The 26,999-nt window shown below is 60.6% G+C and carries 26 protein-coding genes and 1 pseudogene; 11 read left to right on the top strand and 16 right to left on the bottom strand.

Annotated elements, in window-relative coordinates; all coding sequences use genetic code 11:
• The first annotated feature begins 16 nt into the window (after positions 1-16).
• Both AC1DM5_RS18715 and ndk read left to right on the top strand, forming a co-directional pair.
• Complete coding sequence (locus AC1DM5_RS18715) at positions 17-706, top strand: glutathione S-transferase family protein (protein WP_477820174.1); 690 nt, start codon at positions 17-19, stop codon at positions 704-706.
• An 80-nt stretch (positions 707-786) separates the two neighbouring features.
• Positions 787-1,209, top strand: coding sequence for a nucleoside-diphosphate kinase (gene ndk / locus AC1DM5_RS18710; RefSeq protein ID WP_477975407.1), 423 nt, complete (start codon positions 787-789; stop codon positions 1,207-1,209).
• Positions 1,210-1,291: 82 nt separating this feature from the next.
• Here ndk and AC1DM5_RS18705 read toward each other — a convergent pair whose 3' ends face one another.
• Both AC1DM5_RS18705 and AC1DM5_RS18700 read right to left on the bottom strand, forming a co-directional pair.
• On the bottom strand, positions 1,292-1,798 hold the full coding sequence (locus tag AC1DM5_RS18705; RefSeq protein WP_477820172.1) for a hypothetical protein: 507 nt from the start codon (positions 1,796-1,798) through the stop codon (positions 1,292-1,294).
• Entirely contained in the window at positions 1,795-2,343 is a 549-nt protein-coding gene (locus AC1DM5_RS18700; RefSeq protein WP_477820171.1) for a CGNR zinc finger domain-containing protein, read from the bottom strand. Before AC1DM5_RS18700 ends, AC1DM5_RS18705 begins: the two co-directional genes overlap by 4 nt.
• A 67-nt stretch (positions 2,344-2,410) precedes the next feature.
• On the opposite strand from AC1DM5_RS18700, the gene AC1DM5_RS18695 reads away from it, so the two are divergent.
• Positions 2,411-3,307, top strand: a complete 897-nt coding sequence (locus tag AC1DM5_RS18695) for a branched-chain amino acid ABC transporter permease (protein WP_477820170.1) — start codon at positions 2,411-2,413, stop codon at positions 3,305-3,307.
• Here the strand turns inward: AC1DM5_RS18695 and AC1DM5_RS18690 are convergent, their stop codons facing one another.
• The 5 genes from AC1DM5_RS18690 to AC1DM5_RS18670 all read right to left on the bottom strand — a co-directional run bounded on the left by AC1DM5_RS18690 (position 3,308) and on the right by AC1DM5_RS18670 (position 7,562).
• Positions 3,308-3,769, bottom strand: a complete 462-nt coding sequence (locus AC1DM5_RS18690; protein ID WP_477820169.1) for a molybdenum cofactor biosynthesis protein MoaE — start codon at positions 3,767-3,769, stop codon at positions 3,308-3,310.
• A 34-nt stretch (positions 3,770-3,803) separates the two neighbouring features.
• The gene (moaD, locus tag AC1DM5_RS18685) at positions 3,804-4,058 is read right to left on the bottom strand and encodes a molybdopterin converting factor subunit 1 (protein WP_007820055.1); all 255 of its coding nucleotides are present in this window, start codon (positions 4,056-4,058) and stop codon (positions 3,804-3,806) included.
• On the bottom strand, positions 4,055-4,645 hold the full coding sequence (pgsA, locus tag AC1DM5_RS18680) for a CDP-diacylglycerol--glycerol-3-phosphate 3-phosphatidyltransferase (RefSeq protein WP_113184531.1): 591 nt from the start codon (positions 4,643-4,645) through the stop codon (positions 4,055-4,057). The genes moaD and pgsA overlap by 4 nt, the downstream gene beginning before the upstream one ends.
• 110 nt (positions 4,646-4,755) lie before the next feature.
• Positions 4,756-6,798, bottom strand: a complete 2,043-nt coding sequence (gene uvrC, locus AC1DM5_RS18675; RefSeq protein ID WP_477820168.1) for an excinuclease ABC subunit UvrC — start codon at positions 6,796-6,798, stop codon at positions 4,756-4,758.
• Positions 6,795-7,562 carry an SDR family oxidoreductase gene (locus AC1DM5_RS18670; protein ID WP_477820167.1) on the bottom strand — a complete coding sequence of 256 codons (768 nt, stop codon included), beginning with the start codon at positions 7,560-7,562 and terminating at the stop codon, positions 6,795-6,797. Before AC1DM5_RS18670 ends, uvrC begins: the two co-directional genes overlap by 4 nt.
• A gap of 364 nt (positions 7,563-7,926) precedes the next feature.
• Between AC1DM5_RS18670 and AC1DM5_RS18665 the strand changes: the two genes are divergently transcribed.
• Positions 7,927-8,559, top strand: a complete 633-nt coding sequence (locus AC1DM5_RS18665) for an outer membrane protein (protein WP_477820166.1) — start codon at positions 7,927-7,929, stop codon at positions 8,557-8,559.
• A gap of 112 nt (positions 8,560-8,671) precedes the next feature.
• Here the strand turns inward: AC1DM5_RS18665 and AC1DM5_RS18660 are convergent, their stop codons facing one another.
• Together AC1DM5_RS18660 and AC1DM5_RS18655 are read right to left on the bottom strand one after the other, a co-directional pair.
• A complete protein-coding gene (locus AC1DM5_RS18660) occupies positions 8,672-9,268 on the bottom strand; it encodes a glutathione S-transferase (protein WP_477820165.1) in 597 nt (198 codons plus the stop codon).
• A 57-nt stretch (positions 9,269-9,325) separates the two neighbouring features.
• Positions 9,326-10,195, bottom strand: coding sequence for a 23S rRNA (adenine(2030)-N(6))-methyltransferase RlmJ (locus AC1DM5_RS18655; protein ID WP_477820164.1), 870 nt, complete (start codon positions 10,193-10,195; stop codon positions 9,326-9,328).
• A 17-nt stretch (positions 10,196-10,212) separates the two neighbouring features.
• Between AC1DM5_RS18655 and AC1DM5_RS18650 the strand changes: the two genes are divergently transcribed.
• Both AC1DM5_RS18650 and AC1DM5_RS18645 read left to right on the top strand, forming a co-directional pair.
• The gene (locus AC1DM5_RS18650; RefSeq protein ID WP_477820163.1) at positions 10,213-12,402 is read left to right on the top strand and encodes a molybdopterin-containing oxidoreductase family protein; all 2,190 of its coding nucleotides are present in this window, start codon (positions 10,213-10,215) and stop codon (positions 12,400-12,402) included.
• The gene (locus tag AC1DM5_RS18645; protein ID WP_477820162.1) at positions 12,399-13,013 is read left to right on the top strand and encodes an NUDIX domain-containing protein; all 615 of its coding nucleotides are present in this window, start codon (positions 12,399-12,401) and stop codon (positions 13,011-13,013) included. Before AC1DM5_RS18650 ends, AC1DM5_RS18645 begins: the two co-directional genes overlap by 4 nt.
• Positions 13,014-13,059: 46 nt before the next feature.
• Here the strand turns inward: AC1DM5_RS18645 and AC1DM5_RS18640 are convergent, their stop codons facing one another.
• Positions 13,060-14,358 (bottom strand): FAD-dependent oxidoreductase, encoded by a 1,299-nt coding sequence (locus tag AC1DM5_RS18640; RefSeq protein ID WP_477820161.1) that lies wholly within the window; start codon positions 14,356-14,358, stop codon positions 13,060-13,062.
• A 4-nt stretch (positions 14,359-14,362) separates the two neighbouring features.
• Positions 14,363-14,983: a PadR family transcriptional regulator gene (locus AC1DM5_RS18635; protein ID WP_477820231.1), complete on the bottom strand. Its 621-nt coding sequence runs from the start codon at positions 14,981-14,983 to the stop codon at positions 14,363-14,365.
• A gap of 65 nt (positions 14,984-15,048) precedes the next feature.
• Here AC1DM5_RS18635 and AC1DM5_RS18630 point away from each other — a divergent pair.
• Positions 15,049-15,323, top strand: a pseudogene (locus tag AC1DM5_RS18630) (alpha-D-ribose 1-methylphosphonate 5-triphosphate diphosphatase); the annotation flags it as partial.
• A 2-nt stretch (positions 15,324-15,325) separates the two neighbouring features.
• Here AC1DM5_RS18630 and purN read toward each other — a convergent pair.
• Both purN and purM read right to left on the bottom strand, forming a co-directional pair.
• Positions 15,326-15,991: a phosphoribosylglycinamide formyltransferase gene (gene purN / locus AC1DM5_RS18625; RefSeq protein ID WP_477820160.1), complete on the bottom strand. Its 666-nt coding sequence runs from the start codon at positions 15,989-15,991 to the stop codon at positions 15,326-15,328.
• Complete coding sequence (gene purM / locus AC1DM5_RS18620; protein ID WP_477820159.1) at positions 15,988-17,061, bottom strand: phosphoribosylformylglycinamidine cyclo-ligase; 1,074 nt, start codon at positions 17,059-17,061, stop codon at positions 15,988-15,990. The genes purN and purM overlap by 4 nt, the downstream gene beginning before the upstream one ends.
• Positions 17,062-17,306: 245 nt before the next feature.
• Here purM and AC1DM5_RS18615 point away from each other — a divergent pair, with 245 nt between their 5' ends.
• The 4 genes from AC1DM5_RS18615 to ppx all read left to right on the top strand — a co-directional run bounded on the left by AC1DM5_RS18615 (position 17,307) and on the right by ppx (position 22,939).
• Positions 17,307-18,431: an AI-2E family transporter gene (locus tag AC1DM5_RS18615; RefSeq protein WP_477820230.1), complete on the top strand. Its 1,125-nt coding sequence runs from the start codon at positions 17,307-17,309 to the stop codon at positions 18,429-18,431.
• On the top strand, positions 18,424-19,137 hold the full coding sequence (hdaA, locus tag AC1DM5_RS18610; protein ID WP_477820158.1) for a DnaA regulatory inactivator HdaA: 714 nt from the start codon (positions 18,424-18,426) through the stop codon (positions 19,135-19,137). The genes AC1DM5_RS18615 and hdaA overlap by 8 nt, the downstream gene beginning before the upstream one ends.
• Positions 19,138-19,203: 66 nt before the next feature.
• Positions 19,204-21,408 carry an RNA degradosome polyphosphate kinase gene (locus tag AC1DM5_RS18605; protein WP_477820157.1) on the top strand — a complete coding sequence of 735 codons (2,205 nt, stop codon included), beginning with the start codon at positions 19,204-19,206 and terminating at the stop codon, positions 21,406-21,408.
• A 10-nt stretch (positions 21,409-21,418) separates the two neighbouring features.
• Positions 21,419-22,939 (top strand): exopolyphosphatase, encoded by a 1,521-nt coding sequence (ppx, locus tag AC1DM5_RS18600; protein ID WP_477820156.1) that lies wholly within the window; start codon positions 21,419-21,421, stop codon positions 22,937-22,939.
• A gap of 91 nt (positions 22,940-23,030) precedes the next feature.
• Here ppx and AC1DM5_RS18595 read toward each other — a convergent pair whose 3' ends face one another.
• The 3 genes from AC1DM5_RS18595 to rnd form a co-directional block, all read right to left on the bottom strand.
• Complete coding sequence (locus AC1DM5_RS18595; RefSeq protein WP_477975405.1) at positions 23,031-24,386, bottom strand: esterase-like activity of phytase family protein; 1,356 nt, start codon at positions 24,384-24,386, stop codon at positions 23,031-23,033.
• A 109-nt stretch (positions 24,387-24,495) separates the two neighbouring features.
• Positions 24,496-25,557: an adenylate/guanylate cyclase domain-containing protein gene (locus tag AC1DM5_RS18590; protein WP_477820154.1), complete on the bottom strand. Its 1,062-nt coding sequence runs from the start codon at positions 25,555-25,557 to the stop codon at positions 24,496-24,498.
• Positions 25,558-25,629: 72 nt separating this feature from the next.
• Entirely contained in the window at positions 25,630-26,781 is a 1,152-nt protein-coding gene (gene rnd, locus AC1DM5_RS18585; protein ID WP_477820153.1) for a ribonuclease D, read from the bottom strand.
• Between the last annotated feature and the right edge of the window lie 218 nt (positions 26,782-26,999).

Below are 26,999 nucleotides of genomic sequence, written 5' to 3'. Positions count from 1 at the left end.
TTGCGAAAGGACGGCCATGACCAGAGCTCTCTACTCCCTGTGCGGCGCCGACGAGCGTCACTTCTTCTCGCCGCATTGCTGGAAAGCGGTGATGGCGCTCGCCCATAAGGGTCTCGATTTCGAAGAGGTTCCGACGACCTACAGCCGCATTGTTGATATCGGCGGCGGCTTCTCCAAGACCGTGCCGGTCCTGGATGACAATGGCCGGCTGATATCAGACAGTTTCGATATCGCCCTTTACCTGGAAGATGCCTATCCGGACCGTCCGTCGCTTTTCGGTGGCGAGGGCGGCAAGGCCCTGTCGCGCATGGTTGAGGGTTATTCGCAGATGATCATCCATCCGGCGATCATGCGGATCGCGCTTCTCGATATTCATTCCATTCTCGATGAGGGCGACAAGGCCTATTTCCGCGTCAGTCGCCAAAGCCGCTTGGGCAAGCCGCTGGAGGATTTCGCCGCCGGTCGCGACGCGGAGAGGGAGGCCTTTGCCGCCAAGCTGGAGCCGATGCGCCACATGCTACGCTTCCAACCCTTCATCGGCGGCGAGAGCCCGCTTTTTGCCGACTATATCGTCTTTGGTGCGCTGCAATGGCTGCGCATCGCCGCAGGCCTCGCCATGCTGGCCCCTGACGACCCCGTCATGGCCTGGTTCGAACGCTGCCTCGATCTTCATGAAAGCCGGGGCCGGACTGTGACAGCGGCGTGAAATTGCCGGAGCCCCCTTGTTTTCGGGCGGTGAGGCGGGTAAAGACCGCCCACTTTTCCCTGAGTATGAGGACCCGAATTATGGCGATTGAACGCACCTTCTCGATGATCAAGCCGGATGCAACGAAGCGCAACCTGACGGGCGCTATCACCAAGATGCTCGAAGATGCCGGCCTGCGCGTCGTCGCCTCCAAGCGCGTCTGGATGAGCAAGCGCGAAGCAGAAGGCTTCTACGCCGTTCACAAGGAACGCCCTTTCTTCGGCGAACTCGTTGAAGGCATGACCTCCGGCCCGACCATCGTTCAGGTCCTGGAAGGCGAAGGCGCCATCCTGAAGAACCGCGAAGTCATGGGCGCAACCAACCCGGCAAACGCTGCCGAAGGCACGATCCGCAAGGTTCATGCTCTGTCGATCGGCGAAAACTCGGTTCATGGTTCCGACGCTCCGGAAACGGCTGCCGACGAAATCAAGTACTGGTTCTCCGACACCGAAATCGTCGGCTGATTCAGCCACGAAGCATTCCCTCGGAATGCATTGAATTGACTCATGAAAGCTGGGCTCGTCCCGGCTTTTTTGTTTCAAAGGCTCAGGCCGGGCACTTGTCTGTATTCGAAAAATCCGTCGACCCGTCCGGTTTGAAAACTTCCGGGTTCTTCTCATAACCAGCACCGAGAACCAACGGCTTGCTCGGCAGAACCGTCTGGTCGAGATCCGATTTGAACTGGGTCTTCAGCTCCTGCAAGAGCTTGCCATCCTTGTCGACCAGCCTGACGGTGACGGCATAGGGCCGGTCCTTGCGCACGCAATGCAGGTTCTCGCTCTGGACCGAAATCTTGTCCTCCATCGGAAACACCTTCTGGTTCAGCACCAGTGGCGCTCCGCCCTGCGGGTTTTCGAATTCGGCGATGATGGTGGACCCATCGGGAATGGGCGCCGTCTTCTTCAGCGTCAGCAGATAAGTGGCGCTTGCGACGCGGTAGTTGAAGACGAAGAGATGGCCCGTCACTTCCAGCATGCTTTCGGCCTCGCGCTGGCAGGCTGAGAGCACGAGCCCCGCTGCCGCAAGGGCCGTGATGATCGAGCGCCGCTTCATGGCGTCTCCTCCTTCTTTTTCCTCCGGTAATGCCTGTTAGCCTTGGCGCGGTTGCCGCAGACGGCCATGTCGCACCAGGCCCGGCTCTTGTTTTTGCTGCGGTCGATGAACAACCAGCCGCAATTGCCGCAAATCTTCATCCGCTCCGGATCGGACATGGCGATCAGCCGCAGAACCGAATGGGCCGTCGCCGCATCGAGACCCTTTTCCGCGGCACCCCGCAGCGTGCGCGCCAGCGCTTCCAGCAGTTCGGCAAGAAGCCGGTCGTCATTGCCCTCGAGCGCGCGCCGGCGGAAATAGCGGTCTGTCGCTTCGCGCAGTTCGATGAAGTTCGCTCTATTCTGCGCTCCAACCGGCACTATGTCGCCGAAAAGTGCCCGTTCGGCGCAGAATTCCTGCGCCGCTTCGGGGAAACGCTCCATTTGCCCTTCGGCCTCGAAGCGGTCGATGCGGCGCGCAGTATCGTGACGCAGGATGACGCTGTTGGCGACATCGAGCGCCAATGCGCCGCCTGAAAAACGGTGAGGGGTCCAGGAGAAGCTCATGGGAAAAAATATAACTGGTAAAACACATTTTGCCAGTTATTATTTTAAGTCGATCTGGAGTAACTGAATGGCTTATCTTCTGCAGCAACTGGCGAATGCGGTGCCGCTAGCAGCGCTCTACGCCACGCTTGCCTTCGGTTATTCGATCGCCTTCGGTGTCACCAAGCGCCCCGACATCACCTATGGGGCGATTATCGCCTTTGCCGGCCAGATCCTGCTGCTCTTCACGGATATGGCCTATAACCGCCTCTGGCTGGTGCTGCCGGCGGCGATATCGATCGGCGTCTGCGCCTCACTGATCTATTCTGTGGGGGCAGGGGTCTGGATCGGCCGCTTCGTCATGCAGCCGCTCGCCAGCAAATCGCCGAACACGGTCATTGTCGCCGCACTCGGCATGATGATCGTGCTCATGGAGACGGCGCGCCTTGCCGCTAATACCCGCGCCATCTGGCTGCCGCCGCTCTTGAATGACAACGTGACCTTCTGGAGCGACGGTACCTTCAAGGTGACACTCACCTATATCCAGCTTCTGGATACGGTTCTGATGTGCGCGATCATTGCGATCGGTGCGTTGATCCTGAAGCGCACCGCCTGGGGCCGCCTTTGGCGCGCCGTCATCGACGATCCGCTCGCCGCCGAACTCTGTGGCACCAGCGCCAGCCGTGTCTTCCTGGTGTCCTATGGGGCGGCGGCGCTGATCGCCACCTGCTGCGGCATACTTGCGACCTTCTATTACGGGTCGATGGATTTCGGCGCCGGGCTGATGTTCGGCCTCAAGGTGCTGCTGATCGCGGCCGTCGGCGGCTATTCGGATCCGCTGCGCTCGGCGGGTGGTGCCGCTGGCCTGGCGCTCGTCGAGACGCTCTGGGGCGCCTACGGTTCCTTCATCTGGCGCGATCTCGCCATCTTCTCGCTGCTGGTGTTCCTGCTGGTGCTGAGCAGGCGTGAGCGCGTCGTGCTCTGACTATTTCCAGCGGTCGCGCGCAGTGTCGTCGGCATCCTTTGCGGCGATCCAGTCGCCGGCGCCGCCATCCTTGCCGTGTTCCTTCTTCCAGAAAGGGGCGGATGTCTTCAGGAAATCCATGACGAAGCTCGCACCGTCGAAGGCCGCCTGCCGGTGCGGCGCTGCCGCGACGACCAGCACGATGTTCTCGCCGGCCGCGATCCTCCCAAAGCGATGGATGGCGGTCAGGCCGCTGAGCCCGAAACGCTCGATGGCAAGTTCGCCGATGCGGGCCATCTCCGCTTCGGCCATGCCGGGATAGTGTTCGAGTTCGAGCGCCGACAGTGTCCCGCCCTCATCGCGGCAGAGACCGGAGAATGTGACGATTGCGCCGATGCCGGGCTTGCCTTTGGAAAGCCGGTCGACTTCCGCCTGCAGATCGAAATCCTCGCGCTGGACGCGGATGGTAGGGGTAATGGTCACAGCAGGCTCCTCCGCCCGGCGGGATTGGCTGTTCTCAGCCACCCGTCATCGGCGGGAAAATGCCGATTTCCTTCGCGCCTGTTATCGGCTCGTCATGCTCCACATGCTCCTGGTCGATCGCGACCCGGATCACATCAGGATATTGAAGAGCCATCTCATATTCTTCGCCCAGGCCCTTCAAATGATTCAGAAGATCGGCAACGCTGACGACGGAAGCGGGGAGGTCGATTTCCTCTTCTCCCTTGCCAATGCGTTCGCGCACCCAGGCGAAATAGACAAGCCGTGTCATTCTTCGTCGTCCACCACGTGTTTCAGCCCGGCGCGGAAATAATCATAGCCGGTATAGATCGTCAGGATTGCAGCAATCCAGAGGAGCGCGATCCCGGTCCAGGTCGTATAGGGGAAAATGGCGTCGCCCGCCGGGCCGGCAAGCAGGAAGGCGATGGCAACGAGCTGCAGCGTCGTCTTCCATTTGGCAATGCGCGTCACCGGCACGCTGACTTTCAGCCCCGCAAGATATTCGCGCAGCCCCGAAACCAGGATTTCGCGGCACAGGATGATGATCGCCGCCCAGAGCGACCAGCCGGCAATCGTGCCGTCGGCAGCGACCAGAAGCAGGATGGCGGAAACCAGCAGCTTGTCGGCGATCGGGTCCAGCATGCGGCCGATATTCGACGTCTGGTTCCAGATGCGCGCGAGATAACCGTCGAGGAAATCGGTGAGCGAGGCGATGACGAATATCCACAGCGCCACCCAGCGCGCCGTGTCGCTGCTGCTCAGTCGTCCTTCGATGAAGAAGCAGACGACGATCAGCGGCACCGCCAGGATGCGGCCGTAGGTGAGGAGATTGGGGATGTTATACGCACGCGATGCCATGATGCGGTTCTCTGTATTGATGCGGCGGTAGATGACGGCTTTGCCCCTCGACCGTCAACATTCTTTCTGTTTTTTCGCTGCCTTTGCGTGGAATTTGCGACCGGCAACGCTTATTTCGCGGCGTCGTCGTGAAAATGATTGTAGACCTGCTTTGCGACGGCCTCGGAAATCCCTTCCACCGCCATGAGATCGGAAAGGGCTGCGCGCGACACCGCCTTCGCCGTTCCGAAGTGCTGCAGCAATGCTCTTTTGCGCGAAGGCCCGATGCCGCCGATCTCGTCGAGCGGATTCTTGACCATCTCCTTCTTGCGACGCGCCCGATGAGAGCCGATCGCGAAACGGTGCGCCTCGTCGCGCATACGCTGGATGAAGTAGAGAACCGGATCGCGCGGCGGCAACGTGAAGCTTCCCTTGCCGGGTGCGAAGAAACGCTCACGGCCGGCCTCGCGGTCCACACCCTTGGCGACGCCGATGGCGATGACGCTGTCGGTAATGCCGAGCTCTTCGAGGATTGCCCGCACCGCCGTCATCTGCCCCTGACCGCCGTCGATAAGGATCACGTCGGGCCAGGCGGGGAAGGGCATGTCGGCTGTGTCTGCGGCGGTGACCTGCGTGCTACGATCCGGAATGCCCTCTTCCTTGAGCAGGCGGGAGAAGCGCCGCGTCATCACTTCGCGCATCATGCCGAAGTCGTCGCCGGGCGTGATCTCGGTCGATTTGATGTTGAACTTGCGATACTGGTTCTTCACGAAGCCTTCCGGCCCGGCGACCACCATGCCGCCGACCGCATTCGTGCCCATGATATGCGAGTTGTCGTAGATCTCGACGCGCTGTGGCACATAGGGCAGGCCGAATGTGTCCTTGAAACCTTCCAGCAGCCGTGACTGCGAGGCCGTTTCGGCAAGCTTGCGGCCATGCGCCTCGCGCGCGTTGGCGATGACATGCTCGACGAGGTCGCGCTTTTCACCGCGCTGCGGAACGAGGATGGAAACCTTGTGCCCGGCCTTTTCGCTGAGGGCGGCGGCCAGCAGCTCCAGCTCCTCCACCGTTTCCGACAGCATGATCTGCCGCGGCACCGGCTTGTCGTCGTAGAACTGCGCGAGGAAAGCGTTCAGCACCTCGGCGCCGGAAAGCTGCGGATCGGCCTTCGGGAAGTAGGCGCGGTTGCCCCAGTTCTGCCCGGTGCGGAAGAAGAAGACCTGGATACAGGAAATCCCGCCTTCATGATGGATGGCGAAGACATCCGCCTCCTCGACGCCGGCAGGATTGATGCCCTGGTGGCTCTGCACATGCGAGAGCGCGGCAAGACGGTCGCGATAGATCGCGGCGCGCTCGAAATCGAGGTCCTCGGCGGCGATGTTCATCGCCTCCGCAATGTGCTCCTTCACCTTCTGGCTCTTGCCGGACAGGAAGTCCTTGGCTTCCTGAACCAGCTCCGCATAGCCTTCGTCACTGACCTCACGGGTGCAGGGCCCGGAACAGCGTTTGATCTGGTAGAGCAGGCAGGGCCGGGTGCGCGTCTCGAAGACGCTGTCGGTACACGTGCGGATCAGGAAGGCGCGCTGCAGCGAATTGATCGTGCGTCCGACCGCGCCTGCCGAGGCAAAGGGGCCGAAATAGTCGCCCTTGCGAGCGCGGGCGCCACGATGCTTGAAGATGGCCGGTGCGCGGTGATCACCGGTAATCAGGATATAGGGAAACGACTTGTCGTCGCGCAGCAGCACGTTAAAGCGTGGCCGCAAGCGCTTGATCAGATTGGCTTCCAGAAGCAGCGCCTCAGTCTCCGTCCGCGTCGTGACGAATTCCATATTGGCGGTCTGGCGCACCATCTGGGCGATGCGGTTGGAGTGTACGCGACCCATCGCATAGTTGCCGACGCGCTTCTTCAGGCTGCGGGCCTTGCCGACATAGAGAACGTCACCCGCCTCGTTGAACATGCGGTAGACGCCGGGACTGTTCGGCAGGCGCTTGACGAATTCGGCGATCAGGTCCGCACCGACAAGGCCGGTCTCGTTGACGCTGCCGGCATTCCAGTCGACCGCCGCAGAAATCGGCGCGACAGAGGCATCGCCTTCCACCTCGATGATATCGTCGTCGTTCTCGTCAGTCTCGTCGTAAAGAACACCGCCATCGGGCAGCTTCTTGGCATTCATTCCTTGATCTCCAGCACATCCGGCGTCTGCCATGCGAGATGCTGGCCACCGTCGAGTGCAATCATCTGACCCGTGATCGAAGGGGTCTCGAACAGAAAACGAATCGTTCGGCCGAATTCCTTGAGCTCAGGTCCCCGCTTCAAGATAAGGGCTGAAACCTGCGCTTGGAAGTCTTCCTGCAATTGCCGTTCGCTCGGCACTGTAGGGCCGGGGCCGATCGCGTTGACGCGGATGCGCGGCGCCAGCGCCTGCGCCATGGTCTGTGTCGCCGTCCACAGCGCCGATTTCGACAGGGTATAGGAGTAGAAGCTCGGCCGCAGCGCCCAGACGCGCTGGTCGATAATGTTGACGATCAGCCCTTCGGCCGTTTCCGGCAGCTGTTCGGCGAATTTAGCGGCGAGTATCGAAGGCGCGCGAACATGGACGGCGAAATGCTCGTCCCACACCTGCGCATCGAATTTGCGGAGCGAATCCTCGAGAAAAATCGATGCGTTATTAACGAGAAGATCGATCGGTCCGAGCGCCTCGCACGCCTTCCCGACAAGCCCTCCGGTCTCATCGATTTTGGCGAGATCGGCCTTGATCGCAACCGCCTGATGGCCCCTTTGCCGCAATTCCGCCACAAAATCTTCAGCCTCGGCGAGCGAGCCGTTGGCATGGATTGCGACCGAAAATCCATCAGCAACAAGGTCTTCGGCGATTGCCCGGCCTATTCTTTTGGCAGCACCCGTCACAAGCGCCGCGCGAAGTCTTTTCTGAGTCAAGATGCTGCCTTCTGGTCCAGCGAGTCCGTTTTCTGACTATATAAGGGCAGGCCTTGATCATATAAATAGGCCGAAAGCATTGCCTGTGCGGCCTGGATATTCTATGTATTATTTGCGATCGCGATTTATTAAAATAAGTATTGTAAGTTTAACTGTTTATTATCCTTAATAAACGGTATGTTGCGGCCAAGCAACATCGAATTTCTGCCGCCGCGGAGCCACAATGATATCACAATTTGGCTCTTTCAAATCCGCATTTGCATTCCAATTTCACTCTCGATCCGGAAGGGACATTTAGTAATCCCCCGTGAATGCTTCGCCGAAGTTTGAGTTGACGAGCGCGCGGGACTGAAAGGAGAAAAGTATGCGTATACTCTTTGCTGGCCTCATGGCTTCCGCTCTCGCCGTTGGCGGTTTCTCGGTCGCACAGGCAGCCGATGCCGTGGACCAGATCCCGCAGGCACCGGTCGCTGAGGAATCCCCGGCTCCGGTCAACAACTGGCAGGGCTTCTACCTCGGTGGCGCCGCGACCTACAACATGGGCAGCTTCGGTCACGACCGTAACACCTATGACTTCGGCGGCCAGCTCTTCACCGGCTACAATTTCCAGCAGGGCCAGATCGTATACGGCGCTGAAGCCGATCTCGGTTATGGCGATGCAGACGTAACCACTGGCGGCATCAAGGACAAGACCGGCTGGAACGGCTCCGTCCGCGGCCGCGTCGGTTATGACCTGAACCCCTTCCTGCTTTATGGTACGGCTGGTCTGGCGCTCGCCGACACCAAGGTTTCCGACGGCACGTCTTCCGACAGCAAGACCGCCTATGGCTACACGGTCGGCGCCGGTGTGGAAGCCTTCGTGACCAACAACATCACGACGCGCCTCGAATACCGCTACACCGACTATCAGGACAAGGACTATAACCTGAACTCCGGCAGCGTTTCGCGCGGCTTCGACGAAAACAGCGTCAAGGTCGGTATCGGCGTCAAGTTCTAATTCGGATTACACCAAATACGAAAAAAGCCGGGCTTCGTGCCCGGCTTTTTTGTTGTCTGCGTCGATCAAAGGTCTCTCAGATTCTGCAGATCTCTCAGGCCCTTCAGATCTTTCAGGCTTGAGGCTTCAGCCGTTGATAGCCGTCGAACTTCTTCTCGAATTCTCCCAGCCAGCCGATCAGCTCGGCATGGTCTTCTTCCCACTGGCCCTTGAAGCGCAGGTCGAGGTAGCCGATCGTGGCGGCGAGTGCGAAATGCCCGCCATGTAGCCTCTTGCCGAGCTTCGGCGTATTGGCCGCCAGATAGTTCAGCGCGGTGGTGACCTTCTTCCATTGACGGTCGATCCAGGGCTGATGCACCTTTTCGTCATCGCGGAAGCGACGCTCGTAGACGATCGCCAGCAGGCAGTCGCAAACGCCGTCGCACAGCGCTTCCAGCACTTCGGAATCGGTGCGCTTGCCCTTCTTGGAAGGATAGAGCGCGCCCTTCGTCAGCCGGTCGAAATAATGCATGATGGCGATGCTGTCGAAGATGGAAACGCCGTCATCCGTCAGCAGCGTCGGGATCTTGCCGAGCGGATTGTTGTCGACGAGGATCGCCGGCCCCGCATTCGTATCGACCCGGATTTCCGTAATCTCGAGACCGAGATGGCGGGCGGCCATGCACACCTTGCTGGAGAAGGGGGAGGTCGGGGAGCAGAGAAGCTTCATGGGGCACCTTTTGGAAATGCTGATGGCGCGGGACTATTCCTGAGCGCCGGGGAACGGTCAATCAGCCTTGGCGGGCTTCGTCTCGCCGCGCAGCCAGAAGGCACGCTGCGAGGCGAAACGGTCTTGCGCCAGATGGTCCTTCAGCGCTGGCAGCAGCTGGTGCAGCTCATCCTTCAGCGTGAAAGGCGGATTGACGATGATGAGGCCCGAGCCGGTCAGCCCCGTCGTTTCGCGGTCGCTGCGCACGGCAAGTTCCGCGCAGAGCACCTTCGGAATGTCCGTTGCCTGCAACGCCTCATGGAATTCCTTGATCGGCGCGCCCTTCTTCAGCGGATACCACAGGCAATAGGTACCGCCCGGAAAGCGCCGGTAGGCCCGGGCCAGGCCATCCACCAGCCGCTCATATTCGCCGTCCTCCTCGAAAGGCGGATCGACGAGCACGATTCCGCGCTTTTCCTTCGGCGGCAGATGCGCGCCGAGCGCCAGCCAGCCGTCGAGCTCGGTGATGCGCGCATGGTGATCGCCTTCAAAGACGCGGTGCAGCCGGACAAAATCTTCCGGGTGCAGTTCCATCGCCGAAAGCCGGTCCTGCGGGCGGAAGAGCATGCGGGCAAGCTTCGGCGAGCCGGGATAGTAGCGCAGGCCGCCCTGCGGGTTCAGTTCGCGGACTGCAGAAAGATAGGGCTCCAGAAGCTCCGAGACCTGCGGCCCAAGATCGGTTTCCAGGAGCTTGCCGATGCCATCATGCCATTCGCCGGTCTTCTGCGCTTCCTCGGAGGAGAGATCGTAGAGACCGATACCGGCATGTGTGTCGAGCACGCGGAAGCCCGCGTCCTTTTTCTGCATATAGCGGATCAGCCGCGCCAGCACCGCATGCTTCAGCACATCGGCAAAATTGCCTGCATGGTAGATGTGGCGGTAGTTCATTTTCGCTGATGCCTGTTATGAATTCGGACCATTGGGAGTTTTTGTGCCTTTTGGGCGATCGAGCCTTGGCATATAGAAATCGCATGAACATTGCGACCCCCATCCACGCCAAATCCCGGATCGGTCACACGGCCTGTCCGCACGACTGTCCCTCCACCTGCGCACTGGAGATAGACCTGACGGAAGACGGCCGCATCGGCCGCGTCCGGGGGGCCAACGACCATTCCTACACGTCGGGCGTCATCTGCGCCAAGGTCGCCCGCTATGCCGAGCGCCTCTACCATCCCGATCGTCTCATGCATCCGTTGCGCCGCACCGGCGCCAAGGGGGCAGGGCAATGGCAGCAGATCTCCTGGGATGACGCGCTGGACGAGATTGCCGAAGCCTTCGTGAAGGCCGAGGCGAAGGATGGCAGCGAAGCCATCTGGCCCTATTTCTACGCCGGCACCATGGGCTGGGTACAGCGCGACTCGATCGAGCGCCTGCGCCACGCCAAGCGCTATTCCGGCTTCTTCTCCTCGATCTGCACCAACCCCGCCTGGACCGGCTTCACCATGGCGACAGGCATGCTGCGGGGCCCGGACCCGCGCGAGATGGCGCGCACCGACTGCGTCGTCATCTGGGGCACCAACGCGGTCGCCACGCAGGTCAACGTGATGACCCACGCGATCAAGTCGCGCAAGGAGCGCGGAGCGAAGATCGTCGTCATCGACATATACGACAATCCGACGATGAAGCAGGCCGATATGGCCCTGATCGTCAAGCCCGGCACTGATGCAGCACTTGCCTGCGCCGCCATGCACATTGCCTTCCGCGACGGTTATGCCGACCGCGACTATATGGCGAAATATGCCGATGATCCCGCTGGCCTCGAAGCGCATCTGAAGACAAAGACGCCGGAATGGGCCGCCGCCATCACCGGCCTTTCGGTCGATGAGATCGAAGCTTTCGGCAAGCTCGTCGGCACGACGAAAAAGACTTTCTTCCGCCTCGGTTACGGCTTCACCCGTCAGCGCAATGGCGCGGTCGCCATGCATGCGGCCGCCTCGATCGCTACCGTGCTCGGCTCCTGGCAATATGAGGGCGGCGGCGCCTTCCATTCCAACAGCGATATCTTCCGCATGAACAATGCGGAGCTGACCGGCAAGTCGATGAAGGATGCCGATATCCGCATGATCGACCAGTCGCAGATCGGCCGTGCACTGACTGGGGATGCCGTCGCACTCCGCCATCGCGGACCAGTGACGGCCATGCTGATCCAGAACACCAATCCGGTGAATATCGCCCCGGAACAGCGGCTGGTGAAGTGCGGCTTTGCCCGCGACGATCTCTTCGTCGCTGTCCACGAGCAGTTCATGACCGAGACGGCCGACATGGCCGATATCGTCATTCCCGCCACCATGTTCGTCGAGCATGACGACATCTACCGCGCCGGCGGTCAGAACCATATCCTGCTTGGGCCGAAGCTCGTCGAGCCGCCACCGACCGTGCGCACCAATCTTTTCGTCATCGAAGAACTGGCAAAACGTCTCGGCGTCGCCGATCGCCCCGGCTTCGGCTTCACGGCGCGCGAAATGGTCGACCGCGTTCTGGCGGCAAGCGGCCTGCCGGATTACGACCATTTCCTCGAGCATAAATGGTTCGACCGCCAGCCGGCCTTCGAGGAAGCACATTATCTTGATGGTTTCGCCCATCCCGACGGCAAATTCCATTTCCGGCCCGACTGGGTGAACGATCCCGCACCGAACAAGCCGCCGGCTTCCGTCGGTACGCTCGGCCCCTACGCAGAGCTGCCGCCGTTCCCGGATCAGGTCGATGTCATCGAACTCGCCGATCCCGAACATCCCTTCCGCCTGGCGACTTCGCCGGCGCGCAACTTCCTGAATTCGAGTTTCTCGGAAACCAAGACCTCACGTCAGAAGGAAGGCCGCCCGGAAGTGATGATCAATCCCGCCGATGCCGAGGCCAATGGCGTCGATAACGGCGATCTCGTCCGCATCGGCAATATCAGGGGCGACCTGCGCCTCCATGCTCGCGTGACGACAGAGGTCAAGCCCAGCGTGCTGATTGCCGAGGGCCTCTGGCCCAACAAGGCGCATGTCGATGGCGAAGGCATCAACGTACTCACCGGCGCCGATCCCGTGGCGCCCTATGGCGGCGCTGCCGTCCATGACAACAAGGTCTGGCTTCGCAAGGACGTCATATGACGCAATCTAAGGCAAAAGTGGAAATCGTCGGCAAGGAAATCCTGTCCGACGGCTGGACGAAGTTGACCAGCTACCGGATCGATTACACCGACCGGAATGGCGTGACCCATCGCTTGCCGCGCGAGGTCTATCACCGCACGCCCGCCGCCTGCATTCTGCTGTACGATCCCAAGCGCGATGTCGTCGTGCTGGTGAAGCAGTTCCGTCTGCCGGCCTATGTAAACGACGATCCCGCCTGGATGATCGAAGTCCCCGCCGGCCTGCTCGACGGCGATGAACCTGAGGCCGCGATCCGCCGCGAGGCGATGGAGGAGACCGGCTATACGGTCCGCGACATCAGCTTCCTTTTCAAGTCTTATCCGGCTCCGGGCTCCATTACCGAAGTCGTGCATTTTTTCGCAGCAAGGATCGATACCGCCGACCGCACATCCGACGGCGGCGGCCTTGAGGAAGAGCATGAGGATATTGAGGTGCTGGAAATCCCGCTCCCGGAGGCCCTTGCGATGGTCGAAAAGGGCGAGATCATCGATCTCAAGACGATCACGCTGCTGCAATGGGCGCTGCTGAACAAGGGCAAACTTCGATCGCGAGGTAAGACGATCGACGCCTGATTCGTCGAGTTACCTCTGAGGCGGATCGACCCTATCCTCGACGGCCTTAGTTTTCCCCGCGAACTCGCATCATCTGCCGAAAGGCGCGCCGCTTTAGTGCAGGTATTGCGTTGATGGTGCGCATGGCGCCACGCGTCGCAGCCAGCTGAAGTCTGCCGACAATTGGCCGATGGGCCAGGTCGCTGGCATCCATCTGCTTTTTCGATTCCTGGACTGCTTCGGCACTATAGCGAAGCATCTCGACTTCGTAGGCATGTATGGCTTCGAGGAGCGGCTTTTGTCCTTGGTCCGCTTCGACCAGCATGCGTCCAAGCAGAGCGGCATCGCGAAGCGCTGTATTGGCGCCCGCGCCTCGTCCGGGTGTCATCGTATGGACGGCGTCACCGAGAAGTGTGACATTCGAACTCGTCCAAGGCGTCAGCGGGACGGAGGTCCTCATCTTGATATCGTGGATCGTCGAGGGCTCGGTCATACGGATGAGTGCACGCAAGTGCGGGTGCCAGTCCCGAGTGATCTCCAAGCCCAGCTCTTGCAGCTGTGCGCCGCTCAGGCCGGTCGGGTCCCGCGGGAAATTCTGCCGAGCGCCCCATACGCCCCAGCCGATACTATCCTCGTCGAGTGCTTCGACGAAATCCGGCCAACGAGCAGCAAAACCAGAGCCGGTTCTGATGTTGGCGAACTCGAGCGAGTGGACAATTGCACCGAAGCCCATCGGTGCCATAATCAGCGACATGCCTTTGAACATTTTGTCCGACAGCAGAGCTTTCGTCTCGGCCGTCATAGGAATTTTGCCCCCGAGCGATACGATCCCAGTATCTTCCAGACGCGCTTCCGGCAGACGTTGTTTGCGTACGGTCGAGCTCGTGCCATCGGCCCCCACAAGGACATCACCTGTCGCGAGGCTTCCATCCTGAAAGCAAGCAGTGACCGACCCGTCGGCGTTACTTGAGTAACCTTCAAACGCCTTCCCGAAGAAAACGTCGTCTTCAAGCCCTCTGAGCAGAACCCGCCTCAGCGTCTTTCGAATGACGTTCTTTTCACCGTCGAGAGCGTTCGGGCCTGCATCATCGATATCGAAGCTCAGCACTTCGCCCAGCTGTTCAGTGAGCATGTTGAAATAGCGCGGCGACCTGGAGCAGGTGGCGACATAGAGATCGTAGAGTTCGCTGGGGATACAGGCTTTCAGCGCTCGGCTTCCAGCCGGGCTGATGCCGACGCGATAACCACCGGTATCGGCGTTTGGCGCGAGGTCGCGCTCATACACGGCAATGCAAACGCCAGCCTGCTTGAGCAGATGAGCAAGTGCCAAGCCGCCGGTCCCGGCGCCGATAATCAAAACCTTCATGGTGCTAGTCCTCGCCGAGTTTAGGGTCGATGGAGAATTTCGCGGCGATCTGCCTCAGCCACTCTTCTGTCCAGGTGATGCGCTGGGCGCGCAGGTCTCCGACAATGCTGTTGACCCAGGACAGCTCGGTTGCGTGAAGCGCTCGGAGATATTCCATCTCGAGAAGGAAGAGCCTTGGAACGGCCTGTGCTTCCTGCAGGGCTCCGTCGATCCGGCGAAGCTCCGACTCGATGGCTTTTGCTCTGAGCTCAAGCTGGCTCGCCACATCATCTGGGGTAAGCAGAGGAAGAAATGATATGGCTGCCGGGAATTCCGGATATTCCCGCGTTAAGGTCGACAATATCGCCCGCATCCAGTCCAGCGCGACGTCGCGGCCCTTCTCGGTTATCTCATACACCGTCCGCTCGGGACGCTTGTCATCCCGGACTGTTTTCTGCGGGGTGATCAAACCCTCGCGTTCAAGCCGCTGGATTGTTTGATAAAGGCTCGCCCTTTGCGTGACATTGATCACCTCGTCCTTGCCGCGCTCCTTGATGAGACGCTGCATTCGGTAAGGATGCATCGGCTCTTCCATGAGCATTGCAAGGATGGCGAGCGCGATTGGAGAACGTTTGATTGATGTCATAGTCATAATGTTACTAGTTAGTTTATAACTAGTCAATACGATGGCCCGGGAGCCGTTGGTTCCTGGTGATGGGCGCGCCGAACGCGCTGCGTGGCCAGTCAATGTCGGGAAATCTGAGCGCGCTCGATGCCGCGAAAGCCGGACTGCTCAGCGTCATCGCCGGCGATTATCGTCTGGCCGCCTTCGCGCCTGGCATCTTCAAGCTTGTTGATATCGTGGAGGGCGGCCCGCCGGCAGCCGTTGTCATGGCGACCGGCAACGCATCCGCGCCACCTTCCGTGGCGGCCAGTTCATCTATAGCGACGGCACATTGCATCCGCTTCAGGCTCTTGCGGCCTGAAGCTAGTCGCCGATCAGCGAAATAAGCTGGGACTTGGGGGCAGTGGCGGAAGCTGCCGCCCCAACCGCTTTCCCGCCTTCCATCTTCACCTTGCCTTCGGCAAAGAGCCGCAGCGCCTGCGGATAGAGCTGGTGTTCGATCGTCAGCACGCGTCCCGCCAGCGCATCGGCGGTATCGCCCGCAAGCACAGGCACGGCTGCCTGGCCGATGACAGGGCCTTCATCCATGCCTTCGGTAACGAAATGCACGGTGCAGCCGGCAATCCGCATGCCGGCGTCGATTGCCCGCTGATGCGTATGAAGCCCGGGGAAGAGCGGCAGCAGGGAAGGGTGGATATTGATGATTCGGCCTTCATGGCGCTGGATGAAGGCGCCCGAGAGCAGTCGCATATAGCCGGCAAGGCAGATGATCTCAGGTGAAAGCTCGTCAAGCGCGGCAAGGATCGCCGCCTCGTGCGCGTCCTTGCTGGCATAGTCCTTGCGCACGAAAGCGAAAGTCGCAATGCCCTCGGCCGCCGCCTTGGCGAGCCCGCCCGCATCGGCCTTGTCGGAAATCACACCGACGATTTCGGCGGGATAATCCTCAGCCTTTGCCGCCCGCACCAGCGCCATCATGTTGGAGCCGCCGCCGGAAATGAAAACGACGGTGCGTTTGCGCGGCGAGTTCATAGAGCGAGCGTACCCTTATAGATAACGCCGGCTTCGCCCTCGGTGCGAGCGACCATGCGACCGAGCGTCACGACCTTCTCGCCTTCCGCTTCAAGCACGTTGGAGACGGCGGCAACATTCTCTTCGGCGACGACGACAATCATGCCGACGCCGCAGTTGAAGGTGCGCAGCATTTCCTTGGCTTCGACGCCGCCTGTCTTGGCAAGCCACGAGAAAACGGCCGGCGCCTCGACGGCGGCAAGGTCGATCTCAGCGGCAAGATGCTTCGGCAGCACGCGCGGAATATTTTCTGGGAAACCGCCGCCGGTGATATGGGCGAGTGCCTTCAGCGCGCTCGTCTCACGGATCGCCTTCAAGAGCGGCTTCACATAGATGCGGGTCGGCGTCAGCAGCGCTTCGCCGAGCTTCTTGCCCTCGGCAAACGGCGCCGGCGCATCCCAGCCGAGGCCGGAAAGCGAAACGATCTTGCGCACCAGCGAGAAGCCGTTGGAGTGGACGCCGGAGGAGGAGAGGCCGAGAATGACGTCGCCTTCAGCGATATCGCCCGACGGCAGCAGCTTGCCGCGTTCGGCGGCACCCACCGCAAAGCCGGCGAGATCATAATCGCCCGAGGAATACATGCCCGGCATTTCCGCCGTTTCGCCGCCGATCAGCGCACAGCCCGCCTCGCGGCAGCCGGCAGCGATGCCGCCGACGATCGCGGCGCCCTGGTCCGGGTCGAGCTTGCCGGTCGCGAAATAGTCGAGGAAGAACAGCGGCTCCGCACCCTGCACCACGAGATCGTTGACGCACATGGCGACGAGGTCGATGCCGACGGTGTCGTGATAGTCTGCGTCGATGGCGATCTTCAGCTTGGTGCCGACGCCGTCATTGGCGGCAACCAGAACCGGATCGGTAAAGCCCGCGGCCTTGAGATCGAAGAGCCCGCCGAAGCCGCCGATCTCGCCATCGGCGCCCGGACGGCGCGTGGAGCGCACGGCTGGCTTGATCTTCTCCACCATCAGGTTTCCGGCATCGATGTCGACGCCTGCATCGCTATAGGTCAGACCGTTTTTTCCAGACTGGCTCATGCTGATCTCCGGAGGATTTAAAGCTGCGGATAAAGGACCGCGTCACATGCCGGTCGCAATTGCATGAGAGTGCGCTTTATGCAAGCGTTGCAAGGGAAAAGCCCCCATTTTCCAGCTAATCCCTGTGCGCTTTCCGGATTCGGTGCAACAGGGTTGACCATCTTTGCGCCTCCATCCTATGTGCTGGAGCGGCCATGGTCGTTCTAAAGCGGCGTGGGCAGGGGCGAGCGATCAGCGGGGAAGCGATGCCACAACAGGTCAGCGGAACGATATTAAAGCGCCAGGTCATCTTCTGGGCGACGGTTCTGCTCGTTTTCGTCGCTTTCCTTTACATCTTCAGTTCGATCCTGCTGCCCTTCATTGCCGGCATGACGATCGCTTATTTTCTCGATCCGGTGGCCGACAGGCTGGAGCGGCTGGGCTTGAGCCGCCTGATGGCAACCATCGTCATTCTGGTGGCTTTCGTCATCGTCTTTGCGCTGGCGCTGATGATCCTCATTCCCGTGCTCATCAACCAGTTCAACGATTTCGCTCAGCGCCTGCCGGGCTATATCACCCTGCTGCAGCAATTCGTCTCCGACTACCAGGAATCCGTGCTGCCCGGCTGGATCAAAAGCCAGCTCGGCACCATCAAGAACAATTTCTCCACCATCCTGTCGGAAGGCATGGGTTTCCTGACGGGGCTCTTTGCCCAGATCTGGAATTCCGGCAAGGCGATCGTCGACGTCATCTCGCTGCTCGTCATCACGCCGGTTGTCGCCTTCTACATCCTGCTCGATTGGGATCGCATGGTCGCCAAGGTCGATCAGTGGGTGCCGCGCGATTACGTGAACGACGTGCGCCAGATCGCCAGGGAGATGGATCAGGCGATTGCCGGCTTTATTAGAGGGCAGGGTTCGCTCTGCCTCATCCTCGGCATTTATTATGCTGTTGGCCTCTCGATCGTAGGCCTGAATTTCGGCCTGCTCATCGGGCTTTTCGCCGGCATGATCAGCTTCATCCCCTATGTCGGCTCGATGGTCGGGCTTGTGCTCGCAATCGGCGTGGCGATCGTCCAGTTCTGGCCGGATTATGTCTGGATCGTCGCTGTTCTCGCCGTCTTCTTCAGTGGCCAGTTTCTCGAAGGTAACATCCTCCAGCCGAAGCTCGTTGGCTCAAGCGTCGGCCTGCATCCCGTCTGGCTGATGTTCGCGCTCTTTGCCTTCGGCGCGCTCTTTGGTTTCGTCGGTCTGCTGATCGCGGTGCCGGCCGCTGCCGCTGTCGGCGTGCTTGTCCGCTTTGCGCTTTCGCGCTACCTTCAAAGCGATCTCTACTATGGCAGGTTGCCGAGCGACCGGGCCGGGAAGACGAAATCTGTTTCCGATGAATGACGTGAAGAACGCTGATCCGAAGCGCAAGGCCGGAGAACAGCTTCCCTTGGCCTTTTCGCATGACGCTGCAACCGGCCGCGACGACCTCCTGATGTCGGAACGTCTCGCTGCTGCGGTTTCGATCGTCGATGCCTGGCCGAACTGGCCGTCGCCGGTCGTCATCCTTGCCGGTCCCGTCGGCTCCGGAAAATCGCATCTCGCCGGCATCTGGAAGGAACTGAGCGGGGCGGAAATCATCCATCCCGTGGCCGGTTCCGATGCGGCAGTCGCGGCCGCCAACGGCCCCGTGTTGTTCGAGGACGTCGACCGGACAGGCTTCGATGACGCCTCGCTCTTCCATGTCATCAACAGCGTGCGGGAAAACGGCACCGGCCTCTTGATGACCAGCCGCCTCTGGCCCATGTCCTGGCCGGTCACGCTGCCCGATCTGCGCTCGCGCCTGAAGGCCGCGACGGTCGTCGAGATCGGCGAGCCGGACGAGGAATTGCTGTCGCAGGTCATCGTTAAGCTCTTCGCCGACCGGCAGCTTTATATAGATGACAAACTCGTCCTTTATATCGTCAATCGTATGGAGCGGTCGCTCAACGCCGCCCAGACGATTGTCGAAAGGCTCGATCGGCTGGCGCTTTCCAGAGGCACAGGGATTACCCGTTCGCTCGCTGCTGAAGTATTGAATGAATTGGGAAATTCCGGCTCGTGCGATTGACTGTCACAGTTCCGTCGTGAAACTGATATATTCGCCGAAAGCGATTGAAAGCAGGGTGAGTGGACCATGGACAGCGCATACCAGGAACATCAGGAACCCACTCCGGACAACAGCGCGGACCAACCGCCGCTGGAGCAGCTTCTCTCCAGCCCCGAGCGCTTTATCAACCGCGAATTCTCCTGGCTGCAGTTCAACCGCCGTGTCCTTGAGGAGACGCTGAACACCGAGCATCCGCTCTTGGAGCGTGTGCGCTTCCTGTCGATCTCGGCCGCCAACCTCGACGAATTCTTCATGGTGCGTGTCGCCGGCCTCGAAGGTCAGGTGCGCCAGAGCATCGTCGTCAAGAGCCCTGATGGCCGCACTCCCGCCGAACAGCTCGATTCGATCCTGAGCGAGATCGATCATCTGCAGATGGAGCAGCAGGCCTCGCTCGCCGTCCTGCAGCAGTATCTCGCCAAGGAAGACATCCTGATCGTGCGTCCGGGTGCGCTTAGCGATGCCGACCGCCAGTGGCTGGCAAACGAGTTCGAGCAATCGATCTTCCCGGTCCTGACGCCGCTATCCATCGATCCTGCCCATCCATTCCCGTTCATTCCGAACCTCGGCTTCTCGATCGGCCTGCAGCTCGTCAGCCGCAGCGGCCGCGATCCGATGACGGCGCTGCTGCGCCTGCCGCCAGCGCTAGATCGTTTCGTCCGCCTGCCAGACGATCGCAACACGATCCGCTACATTACGCTGGAAGACGTCGCCAACATCTTCATCCACCGGCTCTATCCGGGTTATGAGGTGCAGGGCTCGGGTACCTTCCGCGTCATCAGAGACAGCGATATCGAAGTCGAGGAAGAGGCCGAAGATCTCGTCCGCTTCTTTGAGACCGCGCTCAAGCGCCGCCGCCGCGGCAAGGTCATCCGCATCGAGACGGATTCCGAAATGCCGGCCTCGCTGCGCCAGTTCGTGGTTCAGGCGCTCAGCATTCCGGATAACCGCGTTGCCGTTCTGCCCGGCCTGCTGGCGCTCAACACACTCTCTGAAATCACCAAGGCGCCGCGCGACGACCTGCGTTTTCCGCCCTACAATGCGCGATTTCCAGAACGTGTTCGTGAACACGCCGGTGATTGCTTCGCCGCCATCAGAGAAAAGGACATGGTGGTCCACCATCCCTACGAGTCCTTCGATGTGGTGGTCCAGTTCCTTCTCCAGGCTGCGCACGATCCTGATGTTTTGGCTATAAAGCAGACGCTCTACCGCACCTCCAACGACAGCCCGATCGTGCGGGCTCTGGTCGACGCCGCCGAAGCCGGCAAGTCGGTGACGGCGCTGGTCGAGCTCAAGGCCCGCTTCGATGAAGAGGCCAATATCCGCTGGGCGCGCGACCTTGAGCGCGCCGGCGTGCAGGTCGTCTTCGGCTTCATCGAGCTCAAGACCCACGCCAAGATGTCGCTCGTCGTCCGTCGTGAGGAAGGCAAGCTGCGCACCTACTGCCATCTCGGCACCGGCAACTACCATCCGATCACCGCGAAGATCTACACGGATCTGTCCTTCTTCACCTGCAACCCTGTGATCGCCCACGACATGGCGAACATCTTCAACTTCATCACCGGTTACGGTGAGCCGGAAGAAGGGATGCAGCTTGCCGTTTCGCCTTACACGCTGCGCTCTCGCATCCTTCGCCACATCAACGAAGAGATCGAACATGCCCGCGCCGGCCGCCCGGCGGCGATCTGGATGAAGATGAACTCGCTGGTCGACCCTGATATCATCGACGCGCTCTATACGGCGAGCCGCGCAGGCGTCGAGATCGATCTCGTCGTGCGCGGTATCTGCTGCCTGCGTCCGCTGGTGCCGGGCCTCTCCGACAGGATCCGCGTCAAATCGATCGTCGGCCGCTTCCTCGAGCACAGCCGCATCTTCTGCTTCGGCAATGGTTACGGCCTGCCGTCCGACAAGGCTCTCGTCTATATCGGCTCGGCGGACATGATGCCGAGAAACCTCGATCGCCGCGTCGAAACCCTCGTTCCGCTGACGAATCCGACCGTCCACGAGCAGGTTTTGTCACAGATTATGCTCGGCAATGTGATTGACAATCAACAAAGCTACGAGATATTGCCCGACGGTACGTCACGGCGCATGGAAGTGCGCAAGGGCGAAGAACCGTTTAATGCGCAGCAATATTTCATGACCAATCCCAGCCTGTCCGGCCGCGGTGAAGCTCTGAAATCGAGTGCGCCGAAGCTGATCGCCGGTCTGCTCGAAGGCCGAAACAACAAGTAAACTGGACCTAATGGTTGAATCTGAAGCCCAGGGGCGACTTCCGGGTATCGCCCCGGTCTCCGTTGTCGATATCGGATCGAACTCCATCCGTCTGGTCGTCTACGAAGGCTTGTCGCGTTCGCCCACCATCCTCTTCAACGAAAAGGTTCTCTGCGGCCTCGGCAAGGGTATAGCCCTGACCGGGAAGATGGATGAAGAAAGCGTCGCACGCGCGCTTCAGGCCCTTCATCGCTTCAAGGCTCTTTCCGATCAGGCGCGCGCCGCCACCATGTATGTGCTGGCGACAGCCGCCGCGCGTGAGGCGAGCAACGGTCCCGATTTCATCCATCAGGCCGAGACGATCCTGCAGCGCCATGTCCGCATACTCTCAGGTGAGGAAGAGGCGCGCTTCGCATCGCTCGGTATCATCAGCGGCTTTTACAATCCCGATGGCATTGCCGGCGATCTTGGCGGCGGTTCTCTGGAACTGATCGATATCAGGGGCAAGGATGTCAGTGGCGGTATTACCCTGCCGCTGGGCGGTCTGCGTCTGTCCGAATATGCCGGCGGGTCGCTCGCCAAAGCGCGCGCTTTTGCCCGCAAGCAGGTCAAGACCGCCAAGCTGCTCTCCAAGGGGGAGGGGCGTACTTTCTATGCCGTCGGCGGCACCTGGCGAAACATTGCCAAGCTGCACATGGAGATCACCCGTTATCCGCTGCACATGATGCAGGGCTATGAAATCTCCCTCGAGGGCATGACGCAGTTCCTGGATCAGGTCGTCACAGCCAAGGATTCCAAGGAACCGGCTCTGCAGGCGGTTTCCAAGCACCGCCGTTCGCTGCTGCCCTTCGGCGCCATCGCCATGAAGGAAGTGCTGAACGCCATGAAGCCTTCAGTGATCTCCTTCTCCGCGCAGGGTGTGCGCGAAGGCTATCTCTTTTCGCTGCTGTCCGAATCCGAACGCCGCAGCGATCCGCTGCTGGCTGCTGCCGGCGAGCTTGCCATCCTGCGCGCCCGTTCGCCGGAACATGCCCGCGAACTGGCCGATTGGACCGGCCGCATGATGCCGTTCTTCGGCGTTCAGGAAACCGATGAGGAAAGCCGTTATCGTCAGGCAGCCTGCCTGCTGGCTGATATCAGCTGGCGCGCCCATCCCGACTATCGCGGCGCCCAGGCGCTGAACGTCATTGCCCACTCCTCCTTCGTGGGCATCAGTCATCCCGGCCGCGCCTTCATCGCGCTGACCAATTACTACCGCTTCGAAGGCCTGCACGACGACGGCTCTACCGCGCCGCTCTCTTCGATCGCCGGTCCGCAATTCGTCGATCGCGCCAAGCTGCTCGGTGGCATACTGCGCGTCGTCTACCTGTTCTCGGCCTCCATGCCGGGCATTGTGCGCAACCTGACCTTCCGTAAGGCTTCGTCCCCGGATCTCGATCTCGAATTCGTGGTGCCGCACGAATACCACGACTTCGCCGGCGAGCGGCTCGATGGCCGCCTGCAGCAATTGTCGAAGCTGACCAACAAGCGGCTGGCGTTCCGGTTCGAATAGACCTTCTCCAGCGAAGGTAGCCTGACACAGGTCAGGAAACAAAAAGGGCGGCGCTCTCGCACCGCCCCCTCAATCTCACACCAAACCCGAATTACTTCGCGTTCAGGAACTCGCCGACTTCGAGGATGCTGAACTCATTGTTGTCAGCCTTGTTGACGGCACGGCCGGCCGAAAACGGCAGGTTGTTGTCGTTGCCGATGATGATGTGCGTGGCGTCGACGCGGTCGACGTTTTCGATCGTCACGAAGGGCATGTTGTAGACGCCAGCGATATCGCCGGCCTTCTTCTTGTTATCAGGATCCTGGATGTTCAGGAGATCGATATAGCCGATCTTGCGAACGGCCTTGCCGGCGTTGGCATCGTTGAACTCGATCTTGTAGACGCGCTTCAGCTCGGCCGGAGCTTCGAAGCAATCGGGCTTCGGCTGCTTGGGATCGGCGCAAGCCTTGTCCTTCGTGCCGGCGCCGTTGTCGCGCTCCATGACGAGAGCGGTGGAGTCGTCGAGCATGTTGAAGTCACCGATCGAAGCACCCTTGTCTTCGAACGGATAGAGCCAGCTGCGGCCGGTCCACTTCTTGGAAGCGACGTCGAATTCGATGACGCGGATGGCGGTGTGGCCGTCAACCGTTTCCATCTGGCCGTCATTGTAGATGGCGCCTTCGAGCAGGCCGTAGAGCTTGGAGCCGTCCTTCGACATGGCGAGGCCCTCGAAGCCGCCGGAGCGCTTGAGGTTGAAGGCCGGCATCTTGGCAGCCGGGTTGCCCGGCAGCTGGATCAGCGGATTGTCGGGGGAGAGAACCGGCTTGCCGTCGAGCGTGGTGGGGATGACGTCGGTCAGGCGGCCTTCGGTGTCGATCTTCAGGAGGTAGGGGCCGAATTCGTCGCCGAGCCAGAAGCCGTCGGCAACCGGCTGTACGGATTCGATGTCGAAGTCGGCGCCGGTCAGATAACGGGTGTCGGAGGCTTCCGTGACGATCGGGAACGGAGCGACCTTGTTCGGGTCGGACAGGAAGACGTTCTTGACGACGTCAACCTTGTTGGCATTCCAGCCGAACTTCAGCTGATGCAGGAACAGCATGGAGTCGGACGAGGTGAACTTCGAGCCGAAACCGTTGTCGGAGAGCGTCCAGAAAGTGCCGTCGGGCATGGTCTTGATGCCGGAGAAGCCCTGGATCGGCTGGCCGTCGAGCGGCAGCTTGACGTCGGTCACGCGGGCGCCGTCCTTGCCGTCAACCGTGCCGAGCTTTTCGGTGCGCTTGCGGTCCGGGGTGGTGAATTTGCCGGAGGTCTTGAGAAAAGCCGGCGCATCGGCCGGAGCCGGGGTCAGCGTGTTGGCAGGCAGGATGGCCTGGCCGGTAAGCTTCGCCGGGAAAAGCTGCTGGTCGGCGGAGGCGGAGCCTGCGACGAGCATGAAAAGTGATACGGAAGCGAAAAGAACGTTCTTCATGATGTCCCCATAGAAAGGAGTGCAAAAGCGCCATCCGCTTAGCAGGGCATTCATGTCGGCACATTGACGATTGGGTGAAGCTTTGGTGACGGCCGGATAAAGCCCCGTCTCAACCGCGCCTGAGGGTCCCTGGCTGATTGAGGACGGTCACCGCGCGCGAGGAAAGTGCGATGACATCAAGCCCCTGGCCGCGGCCGCGCACGGCGTGATTGCCGAGGTTTTCGCCGATAATTTCCTCAGGCAGCGTCATGCGTTGGGCAAGCTCGGCGGAGATCAGCACCGGCCGGTTGAGTGTCCGGCAGAGCGACTCCAGCCGCGAGGTGGTGTTCACGGTATCGCCGAAGAAGCTGATCTTGTGATGATCGACGCCGACTTCGGCCGTAATGACGCTGCCGCCATGAAGGGCGGCCCTGAGCTTCGGCACCTGGCCATAACTCTTCTTCCAGCTTGCGGCATTGGCTTCGATATCGGCGAGGATATCGAAAAGGCAGCGCACGCAGCGCGCATCCTTGACGCCGCGCGCTAAAGGCCAGGTGATGATCGCCGCATCGCCGACATAGTCGTTGATCAGGCCCTTGTGACGCCGCACCGGCTCGGCGAAGGCGGCAAATAGCGAACTCAGAAGCTGCTGCGCGCGAAGGTCACCATGCTTTTCCGCAAAGGCGGTGGACTCTGCCAGATCGATGAACAGGAAGACGCGTTCTTCCTTTACCGGTCTGCGATAACGGCTGATCAGCATGCTGATGAAGACTTCGCGCCCCAGCAATTCGCGCACCCTGAGCAGGAAGATCAGCGTGGCGCACACGGCAAGTGCGTAGAGGAAAACATCGAACGGCATGATCAGCACGTCGATCATCTTCGGGGGCTTCAGCGCGCCGAGCACGGCGAGGAGAAAACCGGCCGCCGCAAAGCCGATGCTCATCAGGATTTCGTAGATCACGAGCTCGGAGATGATGAAGAGAAGGGTCGGCAGCCTCTGAATGCGCCGGTAGAGGCCGCGTAAAAACACCTTGCGCTCGAAGGCCAGGATGGGCATGCCGATGAAAAGCGCGAAGATCGCTCCGATGACGGGCGTCTGGCCGGTAAAGAAGTACAGATCATAGACCACGCCGCTGAGCGCCAGGACGAGCGCAATCAGGATCCAGTTCTGCGCCGGGGATATCTCTCTCATGCCGACCTTTCGCCGAAGCACTTCATTCGGCTATTGTTTCCGGCGCGGGGCGGTGGTCAAGAGTTTTCGGATTCACTCCTGCAGAGCGACGGTCTCGACCTTGCGGCCGGCAAAGCGCAGGGCGATCTCGCCGCGGATGAGCTGCAGCGCCGGTTCGCCGAAAAGATCGCGCCGCCAGCCATGCATGGCCGCGACCTCGGCCGTTTCGCCCTCGGCTGCAATTCTGTCCAGGTCGTCGCTGTTGGCGATTACCTTCGGCGCCACGCCGTGCTTTTCGGAAATCAGCTTGAGCAGCACCTTGAGAAGCTCGACGGCCGCTGCCGCACCTTCCGGCGGCTGTGCCTGGCGCGGCACGTGCGGCATTTCGGAACGTGGCAGCGCCAGCGCAGTGTTGACCGCTTCGAGCACCGCAGCACCCGTGGCCGAGCGCTCCCAGCCCTTCGGAATCGTGCGCAGGCGGCCGAGAGCCTCGGCGTCCTTCGGCTGCTGCTGGGCGATCTCATAGATCGCGTCGTCCTTCAGCACGCGCGAGCGCGGCACATTGCGCGACCGCGCCTCGCGTTCCCGCCAGGCGGCGACATATTTCAGGATCGCCAGCTCCTGCGGCTTGCGCAGGCGCAGCTTCAGCCGCTGCCAGGCATCGTCAGGGTGGATATCGTAGGTCTCACGCGATTCCAGAATGTCCATTTCCTCGCGCAGCCAGGAGGCACGGCCTTCGCGCTCCAGTTCGGCCTTGAGGTAGAGATAGGCGTCGCGCAGATGGGTGACGTCGGCCAGCGCATATTCGAGCTGCTTGTCGGAAAGCGGCCGGCGGCTCCAGTCCGTGAAGCGCGAGGACTTGTCGATATGGACGTTCTTGGTGCGGCTGATGAGCTGGTCGTAGGAAACGCTGTCGCCGAAACCGCAGACCATGGCGGCGACCTGCGTATCGAAGATCGGGTGAGGGATCAGGTTGCCGCGATTGAAGATGATTTCGATATCCTGCCGCGCGGCATGAAACACCTTCAGCACATCGGGATTGGCCATCAGTTCGAAAAAGGGCGCTAGATCGATATCTTTTGCCAGCGGATCGACCAGCACTTCCACCGTCGGGCTCGCCATCTGGATCAGGCACAGTTCCGGCCAGAAGGTTGTCTCACGCAGGAATTCAGTATCGATGGTAATGAAATCGGACTTGGCCAGCTCTTTGCAGGCGGCCGCCAGATCGGCGGTGGTTTCGATCATATCAATTCATTCGCAAGGAAGAGGTCAGTTAAACCTTCCTTCCCCTTTCGAAGAGATATGTCAATACGGTGAGCGGGGCCTTCGCCTTCGTGAAGCCTTATTCGCCGGGGCGCAGCCGGTGCTTTCTGCGAGTGCTGCGTTCGTTTGCAAGCACGGCAACCCATCCATCGATGGCGACATCGCCGGCAGGATAATAAAGGCGAAGATTTTAATGCCGC

It is taken from the genome of Rhizobium sp. 01T437 (genome assembly GCF_056398505.1).
This window is presented reverse-complemented; position numbering and strand designations above follow the sequence as displayed.